Here is a 19,505-nt window from a genome sequence, read left to right on the forward strand (position 1 = left end):
TGCTCTGTATACGACAAAGCTACCCGTGGGGTGGCCCTGAAGGCTTATACATTTCAAACCAATACTTATAAAATTCAAACAATCTCACTGCCGGAAAGAAGTCGGCGTAAGGTGTGTTTGTTTTTTGAAAAAGGTGTTGAAGTACGCGGGATACTCAAACCCCAATCCGTACGCGATTTCGGAGACGCTCCAGCCCGTATGCTTCAACAGCGCCTTGGATTCTTTGATGACCCGTTCGGTGATGTGCTCGGTGGTGGTCTTGCCGGTTACTTCCTTCACGGCGCGGTTCAAATGATTGACGTGAACAGACAATCGTTCGGCGTAATCGTTTGCTGTGCGCAGCTTCAACACATGATCGGGGGAATCGATGGGAAACTGTCGCTCGAGGAGTTCAATAAATAAGGCGGCGATGCGCGACGAGGCGTTGGCGTATTTAAAATAGGCGTCGGCCGGTTGCAATTTCAGGGCTTCGTGGATGATGAGGTGCACGTAGTTGCGCAACAGCTCATACTTATAAATATAGCCCGAATCGATCTCCTGAAGCATTTTTTGGTAGATCTGGCTCAGGTGGTCCTGCTGCTCTTTATTAATAAAGAACACCGGGTTTCCGCCGATCTGGAACAGGGGCGACTCCAACAGGCTGTTGTTCCGGTGGACGTTGATAAACCCTTCGGTGAACAGACAGAAATAGCCGGCTTGTTTTTCGGAAGTGGCCTCCCAGGAATAGGGCACGTTGGGATTGAAGAAGACCAGCGCGGTGCGATTGATCTCGATCGCCTTGTCGGCATAATACAAGATCCCCTCACCGATGATGAGCGAGATCTTATAAAAATCGCGGCGGTTGTAGGGGGCAAATTTCTTGCAGAATTCGCGTGAGCTAACGTTGAAGTGGCCCAGTTCATTCTGCACCGCTCCAGCCTCGTCTTCGGGCCGGGCCTTTTGAGGATAACGCTTGTAAAAATCTGCCAGCGTCTCTTTTTTCTGCATGCGTCAAAGTTATAAAATTCAAATAGTCTATTACGAGGGAGATTGATGAAAGGTTAGAACTTATTTCGCGTCGGTAATTTCGCGGGGACTGGTGGCATTGATCCACACTTTTCCCCACCGCTGAGGAGTTTGTTCCACAAAAAAGCGAACACTGATCAGCTTTAGGATGGCCTTAAAAAGGAAGAGGCTTTCAAAACCGTCTGTTCTGAAAGCCTCTTAGGCTTGTTTTCCGAATGAGGCGGATAACGCCACTTCAAATACGATTAGTGTCTTGCCAATGGTGTGCCGGATTTCTTAACCTTTGCGAAATACTCACGAACGCGAGCTTGCTTCGGCCATGAGGCGCTCATATTCCCGTTGAATGGCCATCCATACGTGTACGCGATCGAAATGCGTAGCCACATAGTCGCGGGCGCGGAGGGCGAATGTGCTGCGCTTCTCCCCATCCTGCATCAAGGTTTCCATAGCCGTGACCAGGGCCATGCTGTTCTTCGGGGGCACGATGAGACCGGTCTCACCCTCCTGAATGATTTCGTTGCACCCGTTGATGTCCGACACCACACAGGGCACCCCGAGCAGGCATGCCTGCATCACCACATTGGGGAATCCCTCGCGGTAGCTGGGAAACACGAATACATCCGAAGCCATGATCCAGGGGCGTACGTCGCGTTGAAAGCCCGCCAGGATCACGGACTTGTCCTGCTGCAAGAACGCGAGGACTTCCGGAGGCAGGGGATCCAAGTCCTGCTCGAATGGACCAACCAAAACCAGGAACAGCCGCGACACCTTGCCTGCGGCGGTCTGCTTTGCCTTCAGCGTTTTAAAGGCCTCCACCAACTCCACAATGCCCTTGTCGCGCACGATCCTCCCCACAAAGGAAAAGACCACGTCGCCGGTTTCGATGCCCTGCTGCTGCCGCCAGGTGCGTGCCTGCTCCTCCAGGGCGGGTGTTCGCTGGAAGAACGAGGTGTCGATGCCATTGCTGCTTCCCTTGCCGATGATGGAAACTTTCTGCGGCGTGGTGTTCAACGCCTCCAGCATGAACGTCTTCAGACCCGTTGAGTTGGGATAGACGTGGTTGGCGCAGGCATAGGTGATCTTCTCCGTGATCTCCAGCACTTTTCGCTTCACGCCCGTGGCTTCCATGAGGGGAAGACCGGCCACGGTATGCATGCGAACGTCCACCCCACACCAACGCGCCGCCATCATGCCGAGCAGACCGGCCTTGGGTGTATGGGTGTGCACGATGTCCGGCTTGATCCGTTTGATGAGGCGGATGAGCTTCGCCAGGCAAGCCAAGTCCTGGAGGGGCGTTATTTTCCGGGTGAAGGGCAAGATCAGGTGCGGCACGCCCTCCTTCTCCACTTCGGGGATCTCGGGGCCGTCGGCGCTGAGCGTGTAGACGTCATAGCCTTGCTCCTTCATATAGCGGAACTGGCCCTTCAACAAGAGGTGCAATGAAATGGGGACCGTGGTGATGCGAAGCAGGACTGGCCTTTTGTTATTCATGTTGCGACAGGATAAGGTCCGCGGTCTCGCCCATGGAAAGGCTGGTCATGCCATGGCGCTCGCGGCAGACCGCAAAAGTATCGAGGATGCGCTTCAAGCCTTCCATGCTTTGCGCGGGATAATTTCCAAAGTTATGAGGATGCCACCACAGGTGATATACCAGCTGCTGTTGCGCGGCACGTTCCATCTCGGCCTGGATGCGCGCGATCTTCATGGCATTGAGGAACAATTCCTTTGGCCGGTACGGACGCAACAACCGGCTGGCGGGGATGCACAACGGCAGGCCTGGTGTTCGCTCCACGCTCGCCAAGGGATAGGTGTTGGCCTTGCCCACCGGTAAATAAGCATCCAAGCCCCGGTTCAGGCGCTTCCACATCGACTCGCCCTGGGTGCTTTGAATATTCCAGAACCAGTCGCGGGGGTTGTCGCGCACGGCCACGAAGCCTTGCTGGTAGCAGGCTTTCAAATATTCTTCATTGAATTGATTGCGGGGAAACACAAGCGACCGCAGCTTGGTCCCATGGACTGCAGCCGACTGTTGTGCGGCACCGAGATCGGCCTTGAATTGTTCGACCGTCTGTCCGGCCTCATTACAATAGTAGTGCGCAAAAGTATGCGATGCCAACTCTTGCCCGTTCGTTTGCTGGATGCGGTTCACCAGGCTTCCGGCAAAATGGAACGGGTCCTCTTCTTCGTCGGTGCCGATGCCTTTTGTTTTGATGTACTGGTAGGCCGACAATTCCGGCTGGGCATACGTAGGTTTTAATGCGGGTATATTTTTTTCCAGCGAGGACTTGTCTGAATGAAAAAGCATGCCCACGGTGGCCCAGGTGACGTGCACATCGTGTTGCTGAAAAAGCTCCAGCATTTCGGGGATGACTTTGCGCGTGTTGAGAAAATACGGCCGACAGTTTTCCAGCGGCCATTTTTCAAAGCCACCCCAGTGGAGTTCGAAGTCGAGGGAGATGATGAGGGTGCCGGGGTTCATAGGTAAAGGAGGTCGCTGCACTTGACGGTCAGAATACAAGGGTAAGTCATATCAGAAAAATTTAAGTAGGCATCGGCCGGTCGGCCAGGTTCTCTTCCGCGGCAGTATTCGGTGTTCGTCTTAAACGCTGTCGTTGGGCTTGTTTATAAGCCGCCATTTTCTTTTGATCCAGAAAGGCAATGACCACAAACATGAACAGCAGCATGACCTGGCTTTTCTGGCGTATGGCCAGACCAAGGTTACCGCTCACCTGCGCCAGGGCAATGGACACCGTGAGGAAGCTGAAGAATGCCGTTTTGACCAGGAAGTTTCCGCGTATTAAAAACTGGAGGCCTTTAGCGTTGATCAACTGGAAGGTTATCAAAAGATAAAAAACATTTTCAAAGGAAACGATCAACCCCAAGACCCCCGGCGCATCTACAAACAGGGGCCTGTAGAGAAAGGTGAACAATTGCATGGGGAGGCTGTAGTTGGTGATGTCCACACCCGAGGTCGCTTTCGCAAGTTCGGTGGCACGGTGAGAGAGATCGATGCCTTGGGTCACAAATTCCTGTTCATCCACACCCACCATGGTGAACACATCCCGGTAAATAAAAAAGAAGGCCGCGGTAACACAAAAAAGAAACGTCATCCGCAGCGGAACAGAGATGCCTTTGTTGGTAAAAACAAAACCGATACCGGAAGAAGCGAGCATCACCAGCATGATGTGCGGACGAACGTGGTAGATGATGAAGGCGCCGATGGCAACCGAAATCCAGCGGCCACGGATGTGTGAGATGCCATAAAAGAACAACGCTATGCCCATAAAGATCACCGACCCTTTTCCAAAGGACGAAGACCAGAAGTGCACGTTGGGCAGAAAAAAGATCAGCGCCAACAAGTCATATCCTAAAAACCGGTGATTGAACTTGATGTTCTCGCGGATAAAAAGATAGAGGTAGAGGTACCCGATAAATCCAAAAAACGCGAACAAGGCCATGGACGCTTCATAGCTAAAGCCCAGGTACTTTATAAAAGGGTAGCCGATAAATTCGATAAAGGTAGTACTGGTCCCATAGAAGCTAGCCCAGGTGTCGCCCCGGAAATCGTTCGTCACTTTCTCATAGTAAAAGTTGGAATCCGACGGGTTGAACAAGGCATACAAATAATAGACGAAGGCGAGTGCCGTGTGATAGAAAAAGAGATTCCTCAAAAAACTCACGTTGACAAACGGGTGCCGTTTTTTCAATGTATCAATAATTGAAAAAGCGATGACGCCGGTGAGGAAAAGGATGAGGATGCCTCCGAGCATACGTTAGAATAGTTCAAGGTCGCCCAACGAGGGCGACCATTGGTTAAAATTCATCAACGCGCCCAGGTTTGTCAACGCCAGTGGCCTGACCGTTACGATGGGTCCCTTCGACAACTTCACGGTGCCGGGGGCGAACAAGCGCGTGGCTGCGGGCGACAAGGTGCCTGCCACGGTGATATAATCGTAGTTCCATTTTTTTTTATGGGTACGCAGTTGCTTCATCAGATCTTTGCCCGCGTTGTCGCCCCGGAGAAAGCAATCCGTGACGCGGAGTTCCCGGCCCAAGCGCGAGACTTTGATCCGGCCCACAAGCAGTCCGGTGAGTTTGCCGTTTTTTTCTTCTGCTGCGGCCACATAGGCGGCTACCGGAACATCCTGGTAGCGCCAGCGAAGGTAGTGGGGCGATATGTGCGTTGTCGTGTCGTTCATTTGCGCCAGGTGGTCCTGACACAGTTCAGCCAACTGGGGATGATTGAGGTGGTTCGCCAGGTCGGAAGTCTCATCGGGAAGTCCGGCGCCATTGCCCGCCACGATGTTCTTCAGCATGTGGAAAGGCCGCCGGATGCCGAGGCGTACCGGTAGCCTGCCTGCCTCCATCCATCCCATTTTAAGATAGCCCGGCTTGCTTTGTTGGTTTGGGGTGTTGAACACAAAATCGTCGCCCTCCTGGGTACAGGATTTTACGAGCGAGAGCGTGAGATTTTTAAAGATGCCCTTGCCCTGGTGATCAGGGTGGGTTGCCGTGTCCACCGCCCTGACGGCCTTGAACCGTTGGCCCTGACGATACCACTCCCAGCGCATGAAGGCCCTGACGCCGATAAGTTCCCCATTTTCCAGGCACAAGAGCACCGGGGAGGGCCCGAACGGGTTCTCAACATGCTTCCAGCGCCAGTACCTGTCCGACTTCGGCATGAGACTTTCGCCCAGGCTTTGTTTCAGCAGAGTTACGATGGCCGGTATGTCGGCGTCTGTCGCCGGGCGAATTTCCATGGGTCAACCGTTTGACTTGTTTATAAACAGCAAATATAGCGTTCTGATAGCAGTTGTGGGACGAAACCCGGTAAATGGGGCACGAAAGGGGTTTAACGGGACGCGGTCTGCCGGTAGAGCGCCTCCAGTTGCGCCACCATTTTCTCCATGCTGAAATGATCCAACACCCGCTGCCGCGCCCGCGTGCCATATCCCAACCGAACCCGATCGTCCGACAGGAGCCCGGTGGCCAACGTCACGAGCTCTTGGGGGTTTTCTACGCCGCAAAGGAGACCGTCTTCTTCATGCCGGATCACTTCCCGGATGCCCCCGGCATCGGTGGTGACGATCGGGCATTCCATCGCCATCGCTTCGAGCAGGGCAATGGGGAGGCCTTCAAAAACAGAGGACATCATATAGAGATCGAAAGCCGCCAAATAAGGACGCACTTCTGTTTTCAGTCCTGGCATGTGAAGCCGTGTAGCCAATCCCAGGCTGTCGCGCTTCGCCATAAGTTCGTTTTTCAGGGGACCATCGCCCACGACAATAAAATGTGTTTCCGGGAATTTGCGCAAGATCTCAGCGGCCATCTCCATCCACACGTCCAGTCGTTTTTGAAAACGAAAAACGGCGATGGTGCCGATCACGGGAGCTTTCGCAGGGATGTTCAGGGCGTCGCGGATTTCGGTGCTGCTGACCTGGTCGCGTCTGAAGTGTGAGGTGTTCACCCCATTCAAGATGGTGCGCACAGGAATTTTAAGATTGGGTTTGTGCTTTTGAATGGATTCGGCCACGTCGGCCGACACCGCGATGACGGTGTTCAGCGCATTCATGGTGAGCAGGTTCATGGTGCGTGTACCCCAATGGTAGCGCTCTTGTTTGTTGTGTTCGGTGTAGAGCACGGGGATGCTGCACATCTTCGCGACGCGACGCGCCAGGATACCGGCCCAGGGCAAGTGGGCATGGATGACCTGGATCTTGTTTTCTTTTACATAGCGCGCCACTTGCCGGGCCTTCGTCATCAACTGCAGATTGTTGTTGGCCTTGAAGCAGGTCACCTTGGCGCCTTGTTGGCGAATGCTCTCCACCATCTGATCCTTCCAGGGAAGGAAATAGATGTAGTGAAATTCAAATTGCGTTTTGTCATGCAGCTTGAGCGTTTCGGGCAACAGCATTTCGGCGCCTCCCCTACCCAGCGACTTTATGATATGCAGAATCTTTATTTTATCGCTGTTCATGGTGTTTTATTTTTCATCATCTGCTTATAGACTTCAGCAAATCGCGTGGCCAGAAAAGTGTTTGTGAATTTTTCCGTCACCAACGCATGTGCCCGTTCCGCGTTGGCCTTCGCTTCCTCCGGTCGTTCGAGGACGCGCAACACGGCATCGACGAATTCGGTTTCATGGTCTTTGGCGATGAGCCACCCGGTCTTTCTGTTCTCGATCACCTCACCGATCCCACCGACATGATTGGCCACGGCCGGCGTACGCGTATAGAACGCTTCCAACACCACACCCGGCAAGCCCTCGATGATGCTGGGAAGAAGCAAGGCATCGGCCGAAGCGATATAGTCCAGCGCGTTGTCGCGATAGCCAAGAAATTGGACGTGGTCCTGAAGTTTCAGTTCTGCTGCATAGGCTTCCGTTTCCGGCCGCAACGGGCCATCGCCTATGAGCCATAATTTTACGGCGTGATGTTTTTGCTTCACACCGGCAAATATCCTCAGTAAGCCGCGGTGATTCTTTTCAAATGAAAATCCGCCGACGTGAACGAGGTAGCTGTATCCGGGGTCGCGGTCAATACGGGTATACTTTCTTTCTTCTATGCCTATCGGAATGACCGTTACTTTTTTTGCCGTCGCCGGAAAGGTTTTTACCAGGTCTTCGCGCGAGGCTTCGCTCACCGAGGCAATGTGATGGACATGCTTCAACAGAAATCCGTTGAACCTCCGGATCAGCGACGACCGGATGTAGGAACTCACCATGCTGGCATTGCGAAACAACACCGGAGCGTTCCATCCAAAAAAATACCGCGACAGGATGGCATATTTCAACGTGTCGCCGGCATTGGCCTGGACGACGTCGGGTTGAAACGTTTTTACGACTTGCGCCAAACGCTTCCATCCTTGCCTATCGGTGAATCGCTTTTTTACGTTGGCATGCAACACCGTCACCTCCCCGGCAAAGGGAAGCCGGGCGTCTCCATCGAGCAGGCTGACGACTTTCACGTCGTGGCCCAGGTCGACCAGGTGCTGTGCCAGTTGACAGGCAAACACTTCGGCTCCTCGCAGTTGTTTTTTTTGGATGACCTGGAGTATCCTCATCGTTGCAAGAGGTTATCGTAGGCCGCTTCGTATTGCGCGGCAATGGACGTTATATCAAATTTCTGCCGCGCTACCGCATAGGCATTTTCAGCGCGCTGCGCCGCGGCTCCGTGGACCCCCAGGGCAGCCAGGATACTCTTCGCCAGGTCGTTAACATCGCCGGGTCGAAAGATGAACGCTTCGCCTTCCTGCACACACTCCAGGTTCTCGGGAATGCCAGAGGCTACAATGGGTGTATGCGACATCATCGCTTCGATGAGCGCTCCGGGTAGTCCCTCATAGTGTGAGGGAAACACAAATGCCTTAGCCAATTTTAAGAGCGCGGGCACATCGTTCCGCGTTCCCAGCAACTGAACGCTGTCGGTTAAACCGGCGGCACGGATCTTCGCTTCCAACACTTTCCGGAACGGCCCCTCGCCGGCGATCAGCAAGGTTACATCCGGAAATTGGTTGTGCACTTGTTTGAAGGCCAGGATCAAATCCATCTGCCCCTTTCGTTCCAACAGACGGCTTACGTTCAGCAATATGCGTCGATGAGGTCCCCAAACGTTCCGCAAGGTTGCTACCGCCTCCGGTGGCACGTTCGAAAAATCTTCTATATCGCGTCCCCGATAGATGACCTTGATTTTATCCAAAGGTATGACCAACGATCTCGCATTGCTTTGACGGATCGCTTCCGAGTTGGAGAAAAACAGATCGGCTTTGCGGGCGGTAAAAGCATCGAGCACTTGCAGCACTCTGAGCTTCATCTTCATGAGCATGCTCGCCGTTTTAAACCGGCTGCTGTGGTAGGTGTTGTTGACGAGACTATTGATCAGCGGCAAGCCATTTTTTTTCCGGAGTCTCCGGGCGACGATGTCGGAGCGGAATAAGGTTGAGTGCACAATCGCGGGCTGCACGGAAAGAATGGTGCTTTGCAGCCGGCGTGCCGCTTCACCAAAGTTGTAATGACCCGGCACGTCCAACCCAATGACCTCGATACCCTGTTGGAGATAAGCCCCTTTCAACGCATCGCCCGGGTAGATGTGACAAACCACGGGCGTGTAGTTTTTGAAACGGGAGGCAATCTCCAAAATACTTTTTTCGGCGCCGCCCATCTCCAGGGTGTCAATAACAAAGAGGACTTTTTTCATTTACACCAGGTTATTGTTGTATCCGGCGCTGCCGCTCTGGGAAACTATTTTTGCGGGATTGCCTATGACGACCGCGTGGTCTGGCACATCAAAGTTGATATAGGTGAGCGGTGCGATGAGCACATCGTTCCCAATGGTGACCCCTCCCACAACAACAGCGTTGGCGCCAATCCAGACGCGATCGCCAACGGTGGGGCATCCCACTTTTTCGCCGCGGTTCACCTGGCCAATGGTCACGCCTTGGGCAACATTGCAATTGCGGCCGATCTTTGCCTGCTTGTTGATGACAATACCCCCAAAGTGGCCGAGAAAAAATCCCGGTTGGATCGATGTGGTGTACGGAATTTGAAAACCGAATTTTACTTTCAGTCTCTTATGCCACAAGCGGGCCAACAGGCCGACGGGATGAAGCGCTGGAAACCGGTTACACAGGCGATGCATCACCATGAAGCGGCATCCGGGATGAAAAAGAAACGTGCGCAGCCTTTTCAAAGCGCTCCGACTGGCCGTATAGCGACCGATGTCCTGGCCTATTCCATTCATACGCTTGGTTTGATTCTGTGGGTTATTTTCAGTTTCCTTCTCCTTTGTGGCGTCGGGATTTCTCCAATACCATTTCCCCAACGCCGGGATGGCAAATAACAAATACTGGAAATACGATTTCCATCGCGTCGGTTTTTTCCCAATCACTTGCCGCATGGTGCGTCGTGCTTCAGCATATTCGCCATGTTGGAAGGCTCCGACCGCGTAAACGCTTTTATAGTCGACAAAGGCGGCGGGGGTTTGCGTGAAGTAAGCCGCATGCTTCTTTAGAAAATAGCCGATGCTACGATATCGCGCGGCGGAATAGGCATTGAAACGCTCGCGGGTATCGCGGAAGTTGACCAATACACCTTCATCGGGCACGAGGAAAACGACATCTTCCGTGACGCGCTTTTCCACCTGCAGACGCAGGAAGAACTCTGTGTTTTCGGAAAAGGCCATCTGGCTATCGTAGCCGCCCATGGCCAAATACAATTCCCGATCGATAGCATACGCTCCGGTGAGTGGAGGGTAAAGTTTGTTGTTGTCTTTTGCCGGCACGTGGTTGCGCACGAGGTTGCCGGAAGGGTCATAGTATTTTGCAAAGCCGAAAGCCATGCGGAACGTCCCGGAAGTAAAGCCCTGGTGAAGCTTGGTGAGATAGCCCCGCGTGAAGCGATCATCAGAGTCCAGGAAAATGAGGTATGGAGCCCGTGCCAACGCCGCGCCGGCATTGCGGGCCATCGTCACGCCAGCGTTGGTCTGGTAATGATACCGTATGCGCGCATCGCCTATCGATTCCACCACGGTTCGCGTGTTGTCTGCACTTCCATCGTCGACCACCACGATCTCGAAATCCTCAAAGGGTTGTTCCCGCACGCTGGCAATGGCCACGGGCAACTGGTCGGCGCGGTTGTAGGTGGGAATGACGATGGAGAAGAAAGGAGCGTTCATGCGGTCATCCATTATCCTTCTTGTTTACTGATCTCGTCCCTCAATTTCAAGACGCTGTTGCGTTTCCCCGCTTCCAGGCCCAGCGCCCGGTAGAGCCTGCGCAAAGTCCCCAGCCAAACCTGGTAAACTTTCAATCGCACGGCCGAGGGATAGCTTTTATAGTACGACGCAATAATACTTTCGCGTTCCTTCCTGCCCACCTCCAGCAAGGTGGCACTTTTGGATTGTGGCTGATCGCGGAACGCTCCCAGGAACACGGGAATGTGCCGGATGGCGGTTACCTGCGACAACCTGCACCAGAGTTCGAGGTCGATCGCATACTTCAATTCTTCATGAAGGTTTCCGCCAACTTTCTCAAAAGCGCTTCGCCGCCAGAAGGTACATTCCTGTGGGAAGGTTTTGGCATATCGGAGTTGTCCGGGCAAATAAAAGAAATAGCGACGGCGATAGATAAGCTTAGAGGCATCGTCAATGATGTGACGGTCGCCATAGATCAACCCGACGTCGGGGTGTGCCTTGAAGTAGGTTCCCACGGTTAGCAACGCACCCGGGAGTAGGATGTCGTCCGAATTCAGCCAGCACAGAATGTCGCCGGTCGCCTTGGCAAACCCCTTGTTGATGGCGTGACCAAAGCCACGGTCGCGCTCGCTCTCCCAATGGCTCAGCCGCGACGCATATTTTTCGATGATGGATACAGAATTGTCGGTGCTGCCACCGTCGATGACAATGTATTCCAGGTTGGGATATTCCTGTGTCAACACCGACAGCATGGTTTCTTCCAGATACAAACCCTGGTTGTAGCTGGGGGTGATCACGGAGATTTTAGGAAGGGTTTCTTTCATCAATTTACCGGTGCTACAGATGGAACACTTCGCGACTTGAACCGGCTTTGGATCGCTTTGCGCACAGGCTGCTCAAAGAAGCGATACGACAGATACGACCACACGATGAGCGCCAGCAAAAAGCCGTAAAAGCATAATTCTTTTTGGTGGATCCCCAAGACGGAGTACAGCTTGAACACTACGTATCGAACCGGTTTTTGATAAATATAAATGCCATAACTGATCTCACCCAACAATACGGCCACCGGCTTGCTGAAAAAATCAGAAAGAGGCCCCTTGTCATAGGCCAACAACAAGATCAGTGGGACGAAATATAAAGCCAGCAACCCGTTATGAACGTTGAGTGGTATGGACATTAACATAAAGGCAACGATAACGATCAGCAGCAGAAAGATCTTTATGGCATGATTTCCAAAATACCGCGCCTCGGTGTGTCTCAAAAAAAACAAGGCAAAGAAATTTCCGATCACAAATTCATTGATATGCATCAGTGGGTGATAGTAAAAAATGTCCTTGACGATTGGGGACGATGAAAAAATAGCTGGCCCCACGTTCGAAATGATTTGGGTTACGAGCCACATGGCCATGACTACCCAGAGGATGATTTTGTAATTTTCTTTTTTCCTATAAAACGCATTGAAAAGAAAAGGAAAAACGAGATAGAAGAAAAATTCCACCGAGAGGGACCAACCGGGAACGTTAAGCGTGACGGCATAGCCCGGAACCCACGCTTGCAGTAACAGGAAACCGAACACCACGGATAGGCCGCCCACAGGAGTGTTGGAGAAAATAAAAATCAACGTGACGCCCGCCAGGGCTAGAAAATAAGCGGGATAGATGCGTGCAAACCGATTCACATAATAGCCCGCAAAGGATACAGGCTTTGGCGGGACTTGCGTGTAGGCAATGACCATGACAAAACCCGACAATAGGAAAAAGTAGCTCACCCCGGTAAACGCATTTGAAAACACGGTGTGAATGCCAGGCAAATAAAAAGGAAATACCTCCAAGCCATCGTGAAAGATCACGATGGCCACGGCAGCCACAAATCGTGTGAACGTCAATTGCTCAATTCGCTTGCCCTGCGTCGATAACTGCGCACCCGGTATTGCCACGCTCATGTGTTAAGTTGTCCTTTTTGTTTCTCCCTGAATGATCAAGGCATTCGATGCCCTGTCGCGCGAAATCACCGGTGTAACTTCTTGCAGCCTTCGCATCACCCCTGCGCTTCTCTTCTTCCATTTTTCCGGAAGCAAATTATCAATCAGCGCTCGGGTCACCCGGATGATCCGCACCTTTCGCTTTTCGGCACCGGAGAGCAACGCTTGTTCCCGTTTCAAAATGGCATTGACTTGCTGATTGTAGGTGGCGATGCCCTCCAGTGACTTTTGCCCCTGGCTTCGTTTTCGGAAGCCTGCCATGGCAATGTGAACGCTGAATAGTTTTTCGTAGCGAAAGAACCTCGCCCACAATTCAAAGTCTCCTGCCAAACTGAAGCTGCTGTCGAGCCGTGCACCGGACTTTTCCCACAATTCTCTTCGCCAATAGGTCGACTCTTGCTGTATCCATTGATATTGTCCGGATGCGATCTTTATCTTAGACCACGCCTGAACGGGCTGGAACGAAATGATCCGGTCGCGTTCATCGATCGAAACAGGCATTCCGGTCACCCACTTTACTTGAGGAAATGTAGTAAAAACTTCATGAACGGTGAAGAGCGCTCCCGTTAGCAATATATCATCCGAATTCAACCATCCCATAACATCGCCGGTCGCCCGTGCAAAGCCCTTGTTCAGGGCATCGTACATACCGTCGTCCTTTTCACTCACCCAATAGGCCAGGTGGTGCGCATACTTTTTTATGATCTCCACTGAATTATCCGTGCTCCCGCCATCAATAATAATGTACTCCAGGTTAGCATACCCCTGGCTTAGAACGGACGAAATCGTTCGCTCTAAGAATTCGCCTTGATTATAGCTGGCCGTAACAATCGAAATCTTCAGTGGTTTTTCCATAAAGTATTACCAGGATATTTCTTCTATCAATAAAAAATCCGCTTGATGAGTTTAGTTGTATGTCGTTCCAGAAAGTACCCGATCCTCTGCCGCTGAGTGCGCTTTATTTTCAGTGGCTTGAAGGGCAACAATGGCGCAACTTTCGAAAGCTGCTCATAACGATTATCCTTTACCCAAGCGCCATACTGCTTAAACAGATCCGCAACATCTGGTCGGTTTTCAAGGGTAAACTCCGATCTTTTGTCTTTTGTGCACTTCAGTGGATTGTTGGAAAAATCATACCCGCTAAAGTGAAAGAACACCAGTGGCGTATCCGATGTATTCACAAAGTATTTTCCATCAGAAACGAATAGTTTTCTTTCATACATATTCCAATAGGCCATATTATAGCCTGGTGAGGGCAGGATGTATGCCTTATCAAAAAGCAAATGAATAAAATTCACCCATAGCTGATCAACAAAAAGACCCTTCGAAAAATTGATGTAGCAAAACTCACGAAGGCGGCGCTGCCACCATTTTAAAAAGAGCGTCGTCGTCTCGGAATGACGCATTCCAATGAATCCCAGATTATACACGCCCACATTCAGAAAGACCGTCTCGAAGGGGGAAGGTTCAAGCAAGGGTTTGAGAATATGCGGTGTCACCAGAAAATTATTGGTCAGCAGAAGGTTGTTCATCTCCTCAAACGACCCATATACGGCAATATCGGGATCCACATAATACACGAGTGAATCCGCTCCATACTTTTGGAACAAATACTCGAAGTAGAACGGTTTGACAGAAGTATTAAATTCGATGATGTTGTATTGATGCACCATCTCCTCAAAAAAATCAACGCCTATCGCGTCATAGGGAATGATCTGAAACGGCTCAAAGAAAGTGTAGTCAATTTGAGGGCTCAGTTTGTCCGTCAAGCCAATGATAAATTCAACATCCGGGTTCGTCGCACGCAATGAGTCCCCTAGCGTCTTGGCATGCGCAAGATAGTTGTTGGAACAAAGCGTAAAAACAATTTTTTGCATAAGTCTTTCTTTTTTTTGAACCAATTCACCAGTGGACGTATCCGGTAAAACTTAAAATATTTCCACGATCCTGCATGCTGCATAACCAGTCCAGGTAAATCCCGTACTTTATCTACGTCATCGCGCTGACTGCTGATTCCTTGTTGTGAAAATCTTGCAACGACGATGTTGACATATTTCTTCTTTACCTGATCGTCAAAAAACCACTTTACATTATGGATGTGATCCGCACAAATCTTATAGCGAAGATCAAACTTTCCGATCTTTTCGAATACGGTTCGTCTGACAAAAAGGGCCTGGTGGGAAATATTCCTGAAAACCAATTTCTCCGCATCAAATTCGCCCAGGTATAGCGTATTACTTTCCGACAAGAGCACCTGGCCATACAGAACATCTTGTTTTATATTTTCCAAGTTATCGAAGATCCGCTCCAAAACCGTTTCATCAAACAGGACATCGTCACTTCCCAGAAAGTAAATCCAATCGCCCGAAGATTTGTCGATACCTTTATTCATCGCATCATAGATCCCGCGATCGCGTTCGCTATAAAAATGAACATTCGGGTGCTCATGACTATACCTTTCTGCTATGGCTTTTGTATCATCTGTTGAACCACCATCCATGACCAAGACCTCATATCCGTGAAAACGCTGTCGCACAATACTCTCCAGGGAAGCCGCCAATGTATTGCCAGCCTGAAAAGTCGGGATGATGATACTCAATATAGTTTTTTCAACAGCCATCTAACGGGATTGAGTAGAACTTGAAACCAATGATTGATAGAGGGTCGCGTAGCGGGAGGCCTGAACCGATAATGCAAATTGATCGACAGCCGCCTGACGAATGAGATCCCGGTCAAACCGATGGCTATTTTGTAAATAGGCATTCAGCGCGGCACCTAACTCCCGTGCAGAAATAGCGTCCACGAGAATGCCATTGCTCCCGTGTTGAATCGTCTCGCGCATACCGCCGGTATTAAACGCCATTATGGGTGTGCCACAGGCAAGCGCCTCCAGCATTACGTTGGGAAAATTGTCCTCCCGCGATGGCAACACAAAAATGTCGGCGGCAGAATATAAAACACTTAACAAATACTCGTCGTGGATTTTTCCAAGCGAAACAACCTGGGGGAGAGTTTTTAATTCCTCTGTCCGTTCTCCAATGGCGACAATGGTATAAGGCTGCGAGCTGTTTACGCTTTTAAGGGATTCGATCAGCAAGTCAAAGCCTTTGCGAAAATTCGAGATCCGTTCGGTCACGAAAAGAATTATTTTGTGATCCAATGGCAAATTGAACACGGTTCTCGAATACGCCTGGTCCTGGGGCTTAAATATCGACGTGTCCAGTCCGTATGGAATGTGATGCCAAGGCTTGGAGCGAAACGCCGGGCTTTGTCGCGCCGCTTCACCAATCCATTGGGATGGTGTCACCACGGTGATATTCTTGTGTTCCTCGAGGATCGATTGCTTTTCTTGCTTCAATTGATCCTCCAATTTTGAAAATGCCGGATTGCGTTCAAAATCCCCGCGATAGTGAAATCCTCCCATGAACGGATTCATATCATGAAACGTCCACACCACAGGCTTTTTAATTTTCGGGAAGAACGTTGGGTAGTTGATAAAATACGATATCCAGTGAAGATTGATGATGTCGGCCTCCTGAACCCGCGGATCATCCTCGACTTTAAAATCAGTTCGAGGAAATGAAAACGTCTCATATTGCCCCTGGAGTCCTTCCAGAAGTTTTGCATTCTGCTGTGCTTGTGTCGGGACGGGTGCTATTTTTCGCCGAATCCGTTGTCCCAAATTTAGCCTGGTCGTTTTTTTCTGAAATTGATATTGATTGGGATATTGGTGTATCCCACCACGCTGAAGGGACAGAAACGAAGAAGGCATCCCCAAATCCAATAGTCCCTTATGCAATCGCAAAGCTGCGGTCGCCGCACCTCCCTGATCGGACATGCATATATGCAAGATCTTAGTTTCTGAAGCCATAAATATTCAATTGCATATCCATGCCTGCGTAGGTGTCTCTTTTCATGAAAGGGGACTTTGAGCTCAGGCCCGGCGAGCTAATGCTCAACCGAAAGCCGCTGTCTTTCAAGAGCGCCAACAACTCCGGCAGGCTTTGCTCCTTTCCCACAAAGGAATGATACTCCACAAAAATGCGATCCACATTTCCCAAAAGGTCGGCACAATCCTTTAACACGGTGGTCTCCGCTCCTTCAATGTCCATTTTCAAAAAATCGACCCTACGTTGCTGCAAGTAAGGGCGAAGTCGAACGGCATGGACTTCTATCACATTTTCACTGTCGGATCCCGTCGATACTCGTCCGGCATCGGCGCCTTCACTATGGAACCTCAGCGTTGTGTTTTCGTTCCAGAGCGCTTTATCGATCACGGTAACATTTGAGAAGCTGAACGTCCGGATATTTTCCAGCAACACGTTGGAAACGGTTTTATCGGGCTCAAATGCAAGAATCTCTGCTTGGGGATATATTTTCTTAAAGTACAAGACGCCAAGTCCGATGTTTGCGCCGGCATCGATGATAAAGGGTTTATCGGTTGTAGCCTCAAATCGGTATATCTCTTCTTTGAAGATCTCTTTGTGAATAAAATGACAGGAAGGGCCGTCCACAAATTTTACAAGCTTGCCCATGAGCTCAAAGGTTCCCGATTGATACCGAGGATATGTCAGCAGTTTTCGATACTCCTTGTCTAGGGCATGCTTCTGCCGATATTCCGGGTACCGGATCGTTCTATATTTATGGAGAAGCAAACGTACAATATTCATATTACTCGGGTATTCTATTAGATATTTCTTTGGCAGGACTTCCCCCATAAACCGCATAGGGTGGTACGTCTTTATTCACCACGCTTCCGGCGGCAATCACGGCCCCGTCGCCAATGGTAACGCCATCCAGGATACTACATCCATGGCCAATCCAAACGTCGTTCCCAATGGCAATTCCCTTTGACGAGTTACCCTGCTCCCATATAAGTTTGTTCTTATTTCTATAGTTATGATTGTTGGGTATGATCATGCAATGCCCTGCTATCAACACGTTGTCACCGATCCTGGTATTGCCATGGCCATAGATAATGGTATAGGGATTGATGCTGCAGTTCACTCCGATAGAAATATTTCCCCCGTAGGTCAACACGAGCGCGCCATCCAGCACCTCGCTGCCGTTCCCTATCTCAATCGATCCGCCAAATCTGATCTCAACCTTGGCATCATCTGCCACGCGAACGTTTCGCCCGATTTTGATTCCGTTTCCAAACGTTCTCTTTTTTTCAAAAATCTTTTTGATCCGGGCATAAACTTTCGAAAGCATACTTCTTAACATTTAGTTCGAAATATTGAGGTATAAATCCGTTTCGCTTTTTGTGCCATCTGACATGACAAAACTGAATAAATCGCGAAAATCGGAATTCGCATTGTTCTTCAGCGCCTTCAAATAGAGATCCCTGGCCTCCGGCTCTGTGAGGGCTTTCATTTGATCATTGTTCATATAGGGGAAAAAGCCCGTTTGAAAACTGGGGATTAGCCTGTTGTAGATCAGGTAAAACAAAACCTTGGCTTCTTCTCTTTTCAGGGGCTCAACCGGTTCCAATCGATTCACGTTGTTCAGCATTTTATGATAATCCGCGAGGGTCTCCGGCTCGTGACAAATTCCATAACCGGAATATGAATTTCTTGCCGCAATTATCGCTGGAATCCCAAGTGCAGAAAACTCCAGCCCGGCCGTACCTGCACAGGTGATAATGGCATCGGCCACATTGGGGACTGATGCCTGATTGAACGGCGCGTTTTCATCAATGTAGACGATATTTGAAACATCTTCCAATTGGTCGAACAATCCCAAGAGATTGGCATCGTCAGGATAAAATTTTATCATGGGATGCTGCTTGAATATCCAGTTTGTCGCAGGACTGTTTTTTGCAATCTTAAGCGTCGTTGCAAACCACTCATAATAATCCTTGAACATCCTTTGAACTTGAACATGCGGGTCATCATTCATGGCATGCAACATGATAAAGACATTCTTATTCTCAGGGTTGAGCTTTGGATAGTCCGCAAAGAATTCGACACGATTATTATAGAGCTTTTTTCCTGGGGCAAACGCTCTCATAGCGTCCCAATCATTGATTTCGCCGCCAAATCGCTTTTTATAGTAAAGGGTGGCCTGCTCCAGCAGTACATCCTTGCGCGTCGCCATCACCTGTTTAAAGAAATCAACCGGGATTTTGATGTGGATATCCAATTGACCCTTTCCGTTAAGCATATAGTTATAACGATACAACGCATTCGACCCTCCAAACCCTTGAAACACCGGTTTTCCTTGCGAAAGAATAGCTCGCACGGCAACACCATGATAAGAGCACGTGGTATGCGTAAACATCCCGGCAACGACATCGTAGGATTGAAATACTTCCAATATAGCTTCAATGCAGGTGATGGAATTTTCAATCTCCGTCAAAACATTCTCATTTACGCGCCAGAGCGTAGCATGCTTGTATTTGATCACAGCATCATACACCTGCTCTCCGATCGGAATTCCCTTATAGACTATATCAAGGATATCCCGGGTATTGGTCAGTCCTTTATAGATATCAGCAGACTCCTTTTTAATCGATTCCTGTTTTCGTTGAAAGGTATCCTCAAGAAACACAAACTCGCAATTGCCAAACGTCCGTTGGAAATGAAACGCTCCTCTCCGCTTCCCTCGCACCTTTATCAAATAGACAACCTTCGCACCATAAGCCGCGGCAACCAGGGAAGCCGATATCGAGACCACCAAAGACCAAAAACTACCTCCCACAGCTTGTTCAGAAATCACAACCTTATTTCCCACTGTCCTGAACGTGCCGATTCTCTTCCAGAATTTAGCATTCTCCCTGGAAAACAATTTGAATTCAGATGACAATGTATTTGGGAACCTGGCTA

The 19,505-nt window shown here is 50.2% G+C and carries 18 protein-coding genes; all 18 read right to left on the reverse strand.

All coding sequences use genetic code 11. From position 1 onward, the window contains the following. Positions 1–84: 84 nt before the first annotated feature. A complete protein-coding gene (locus BUB30_RS04455) occupies positions 85–987 on the reverse strand; it encodes a helix-turn-helix domain-containing protein (protein ID WP_084137896.1) in 903 nt (300 codons plus the stop codon). Between the two features lie 312 nt (positions 988–1,299). Beyond that, positions 1,300–2,496 (reverse strand): glycosyltransferase family 4 protein, encoded by a 1,197-nt coding sequence (locus tag BUB30_RS04460; protein ID WP_073131445.1) that lies wholly within the window; start codon positions 2,494–2,496, stop codon positions 1,300–1,302. Further along, a complete protein-coding gene (locus BUB30_RS04465; RefSeq protein ID WP_073131447.1) occupies positions 2,489–3,484 on the reverse strand; it encodes a polysaccharide deacetylase family protein in 996 nt (331 codons plus the stop codon). The genes BUB30_RS04460 and BUB30_RS04465 overlap by 8 nt, the downstream gene beginning before the upstream one ends. Before the next feature lie 61 nt (positions 3,485–3,545). After that, positions 3,546–4,775 (reverse strand): hypothetical protein, encoded by a 1,230-nt coding sequence (locus BUB30_RS04470; protein ID WP_073131449.1) that lies wholly within the window; start codon positions 4,773–4,775, stop codon positions 3,546–3,548. Positions 4,776–4,778: 3 nt separating this feature from the next. Beyond that, entirely contained in the window at positions 4,779–5,765 is a 987-nt protein-coding gene (locus BUB30_RS04475) for a GNAT family N-acetyltransferase (RefSeq protein WP_073131451.1), read from the reverse strand. Positions 5,766–5,857: 92 nt separating this feature from the next. Continuing rightward, on the reverse strand, positions 5,858–6,982 hold the full coding sequence (locus BUB30_RS04480) for a glycosyltransferase (protein WP_073131453.1): 1,125 nt from the start codon (positions 6,980–6,982) through the stop codon (positions 5,858–5,860). Then, a complete protein-coding gene (locus tag BUB30_RS04485) occupies positions 6,979–8,067 on the reverse strand; it encodes a glycosyltransferase (RefSeq protein ID WP_073131455.1) in 1,089 nt (362 codons plus the stop codon). The genes BUB30_RS04480 and BUB30_RS04485 overlap by 4 nt, the downstream gene beginning before the upstream one ends. After that, the gene (locus BUB30_RS04490; RefSeq protein ID WP_073131457.1) at positions 8,064–9,200 is read right to left on the reverse strand and encodes a glycosyltransferase family 4 protein; all 1,137 of its coding nucleotides are present in this window, start codon (positions 9,198–9,200) and stop codon (positions 8,064–8,066) included. Before BUB30_RS04490 ends, BUB30_RS04485 begins: the two co-directional genes overlap by 4 nt. Next, positions 9,201–10,688 carry a glycosyltransferase gene (locus BUB30_RS34515; protein WP_084137897.1) on the reverse strand — a complete coding sequence of 496 codons (1,488 nt, stop codon included), beginning with the start codon at positions 10,686–10,688 and terminating at the stop codon, positions 9,201–9,203. Continuing rightward, positions 10,688–11,518, reverse strand: a complete 831-nt coding sequence (locus BUB30_RS04505) for a glycosyltransferase family 2 protein (protein ID WP_073131459.1) — start codon at positions 11,516–11,518, stop codon at positions 10,688–10,690. Before BUB30_RS04505 ends, BUB30_RS34515 begins: the two co-directional genes overlap by 1 nt. Further along, on the reverse strand, positions 11,518–12,639 hold the full coding sequence (locus BUB30_RS04510; RefSeq protein ID WP_073131461.1) for an acyltransferase family protein: 1,122 nt from the start codon (positions 12,637–12,639) through the stop codon (positions 11,518–11,520). Before BUB30_RS04510 ends, BUB30_RS04505 begins: the two co-directional genes overlap by 1 nt. A 3-nt stretch (positions 12,640–12,642) precedes the next feature. Beyond that, positions 12,643–13,533, reverse strand: a complete 891-nt coding sequence (locus BUB30_RS04515; protein ID WP_073131462.1) for a glycosyltransferase family 2 protein — start codon at positions 13,531–13,533, stop codon at positions 12,643–12,645. A 26-nt stretch (positions 13,534–13,559) separates the two neighbouring features. Then, on the reverse strand, positions 13,560–14,579 hold the full coding sequence (locus BUB30_RS04520; protein ID WP_143164761.1) for a glycosyl transferase: 1,020 nt from the start codon (positions 14,577–14,579) through the stop codon (positions 13,560–13,562). After that, positions 14,495–15,298 (reverse strand): glycosyltransferase family 2 protein, encoded by an 804-nt coding sequence (locus tag BUB30_RS04525; RefSeq protein WP_073131465.1) that lies wholly within the window; start codon positions 15,296–15,298, stop codon positions 14,495–14,497. The genes BUB30_RS04520 and BUB30_RS04525 overlap by 85 nt, the downstream gene beginning before the upstream one ends. Further along, on the reverse strand, positions 15,299–16,516 hold the full coding sequence (locus BUB30_RS04530; RefSeq protein WP_178377023.1) for a glycosyltransferase: 1,218 nt from the start codon (positions 16,514–16,516) through the stop codon (positions 15,299–15,301). A gap of 16 nt (positions 16,517–16,532) precedes the next feature. Then, complete coding sequence (locus BUB30_RS04535) at positions 16,533–17,348, reverse strand: FkbM family methyltransferase (protein WP_073131469.1); 816 nt, start codon at positions 17,346–17,348, stop codon at positions 16,533–16,535. Between the two features lies 1 nt (position 17,349). Beyond that, on the reverse strand, positions 17,350–17,892 hold the full coding sequence (locus BUB30_RS35875) for an acyltransferase (RefSeq protein WP_084137900.1): 543 nt from the start codon (positions 17,890–17,892) through the stop codon (positions 17,350–17,352). A 12-nt stretch (positions 17,893–17,904) separates the two neighbouring features. Then, positions 17,905–19,485 carry a capsular polysaccharide export protein, LipB/KpsS family gene (locus BUB30_RS04545; protein ID WP_178377025.1) on the reverse strand — a complete coding sequence of 527 codons (1,581 nt, stop codon included), beginning with the start codon at positions 19,483–19,485 and terminating at the stop codon, positions 17,905–17,907. Positions 19,486–19,505: the final 20 nt, after the last annotated feature.

Origin of the sequence: Chryseolinea serpens (genome assembly GCF_900129725.1) — a bacterium.
GTDB lineage: Bacteria > Bacteroidota > Bacteroidia > Cytophagales > Cyclobacteriaceae > Chryseolinea > Chryseolinea serpens.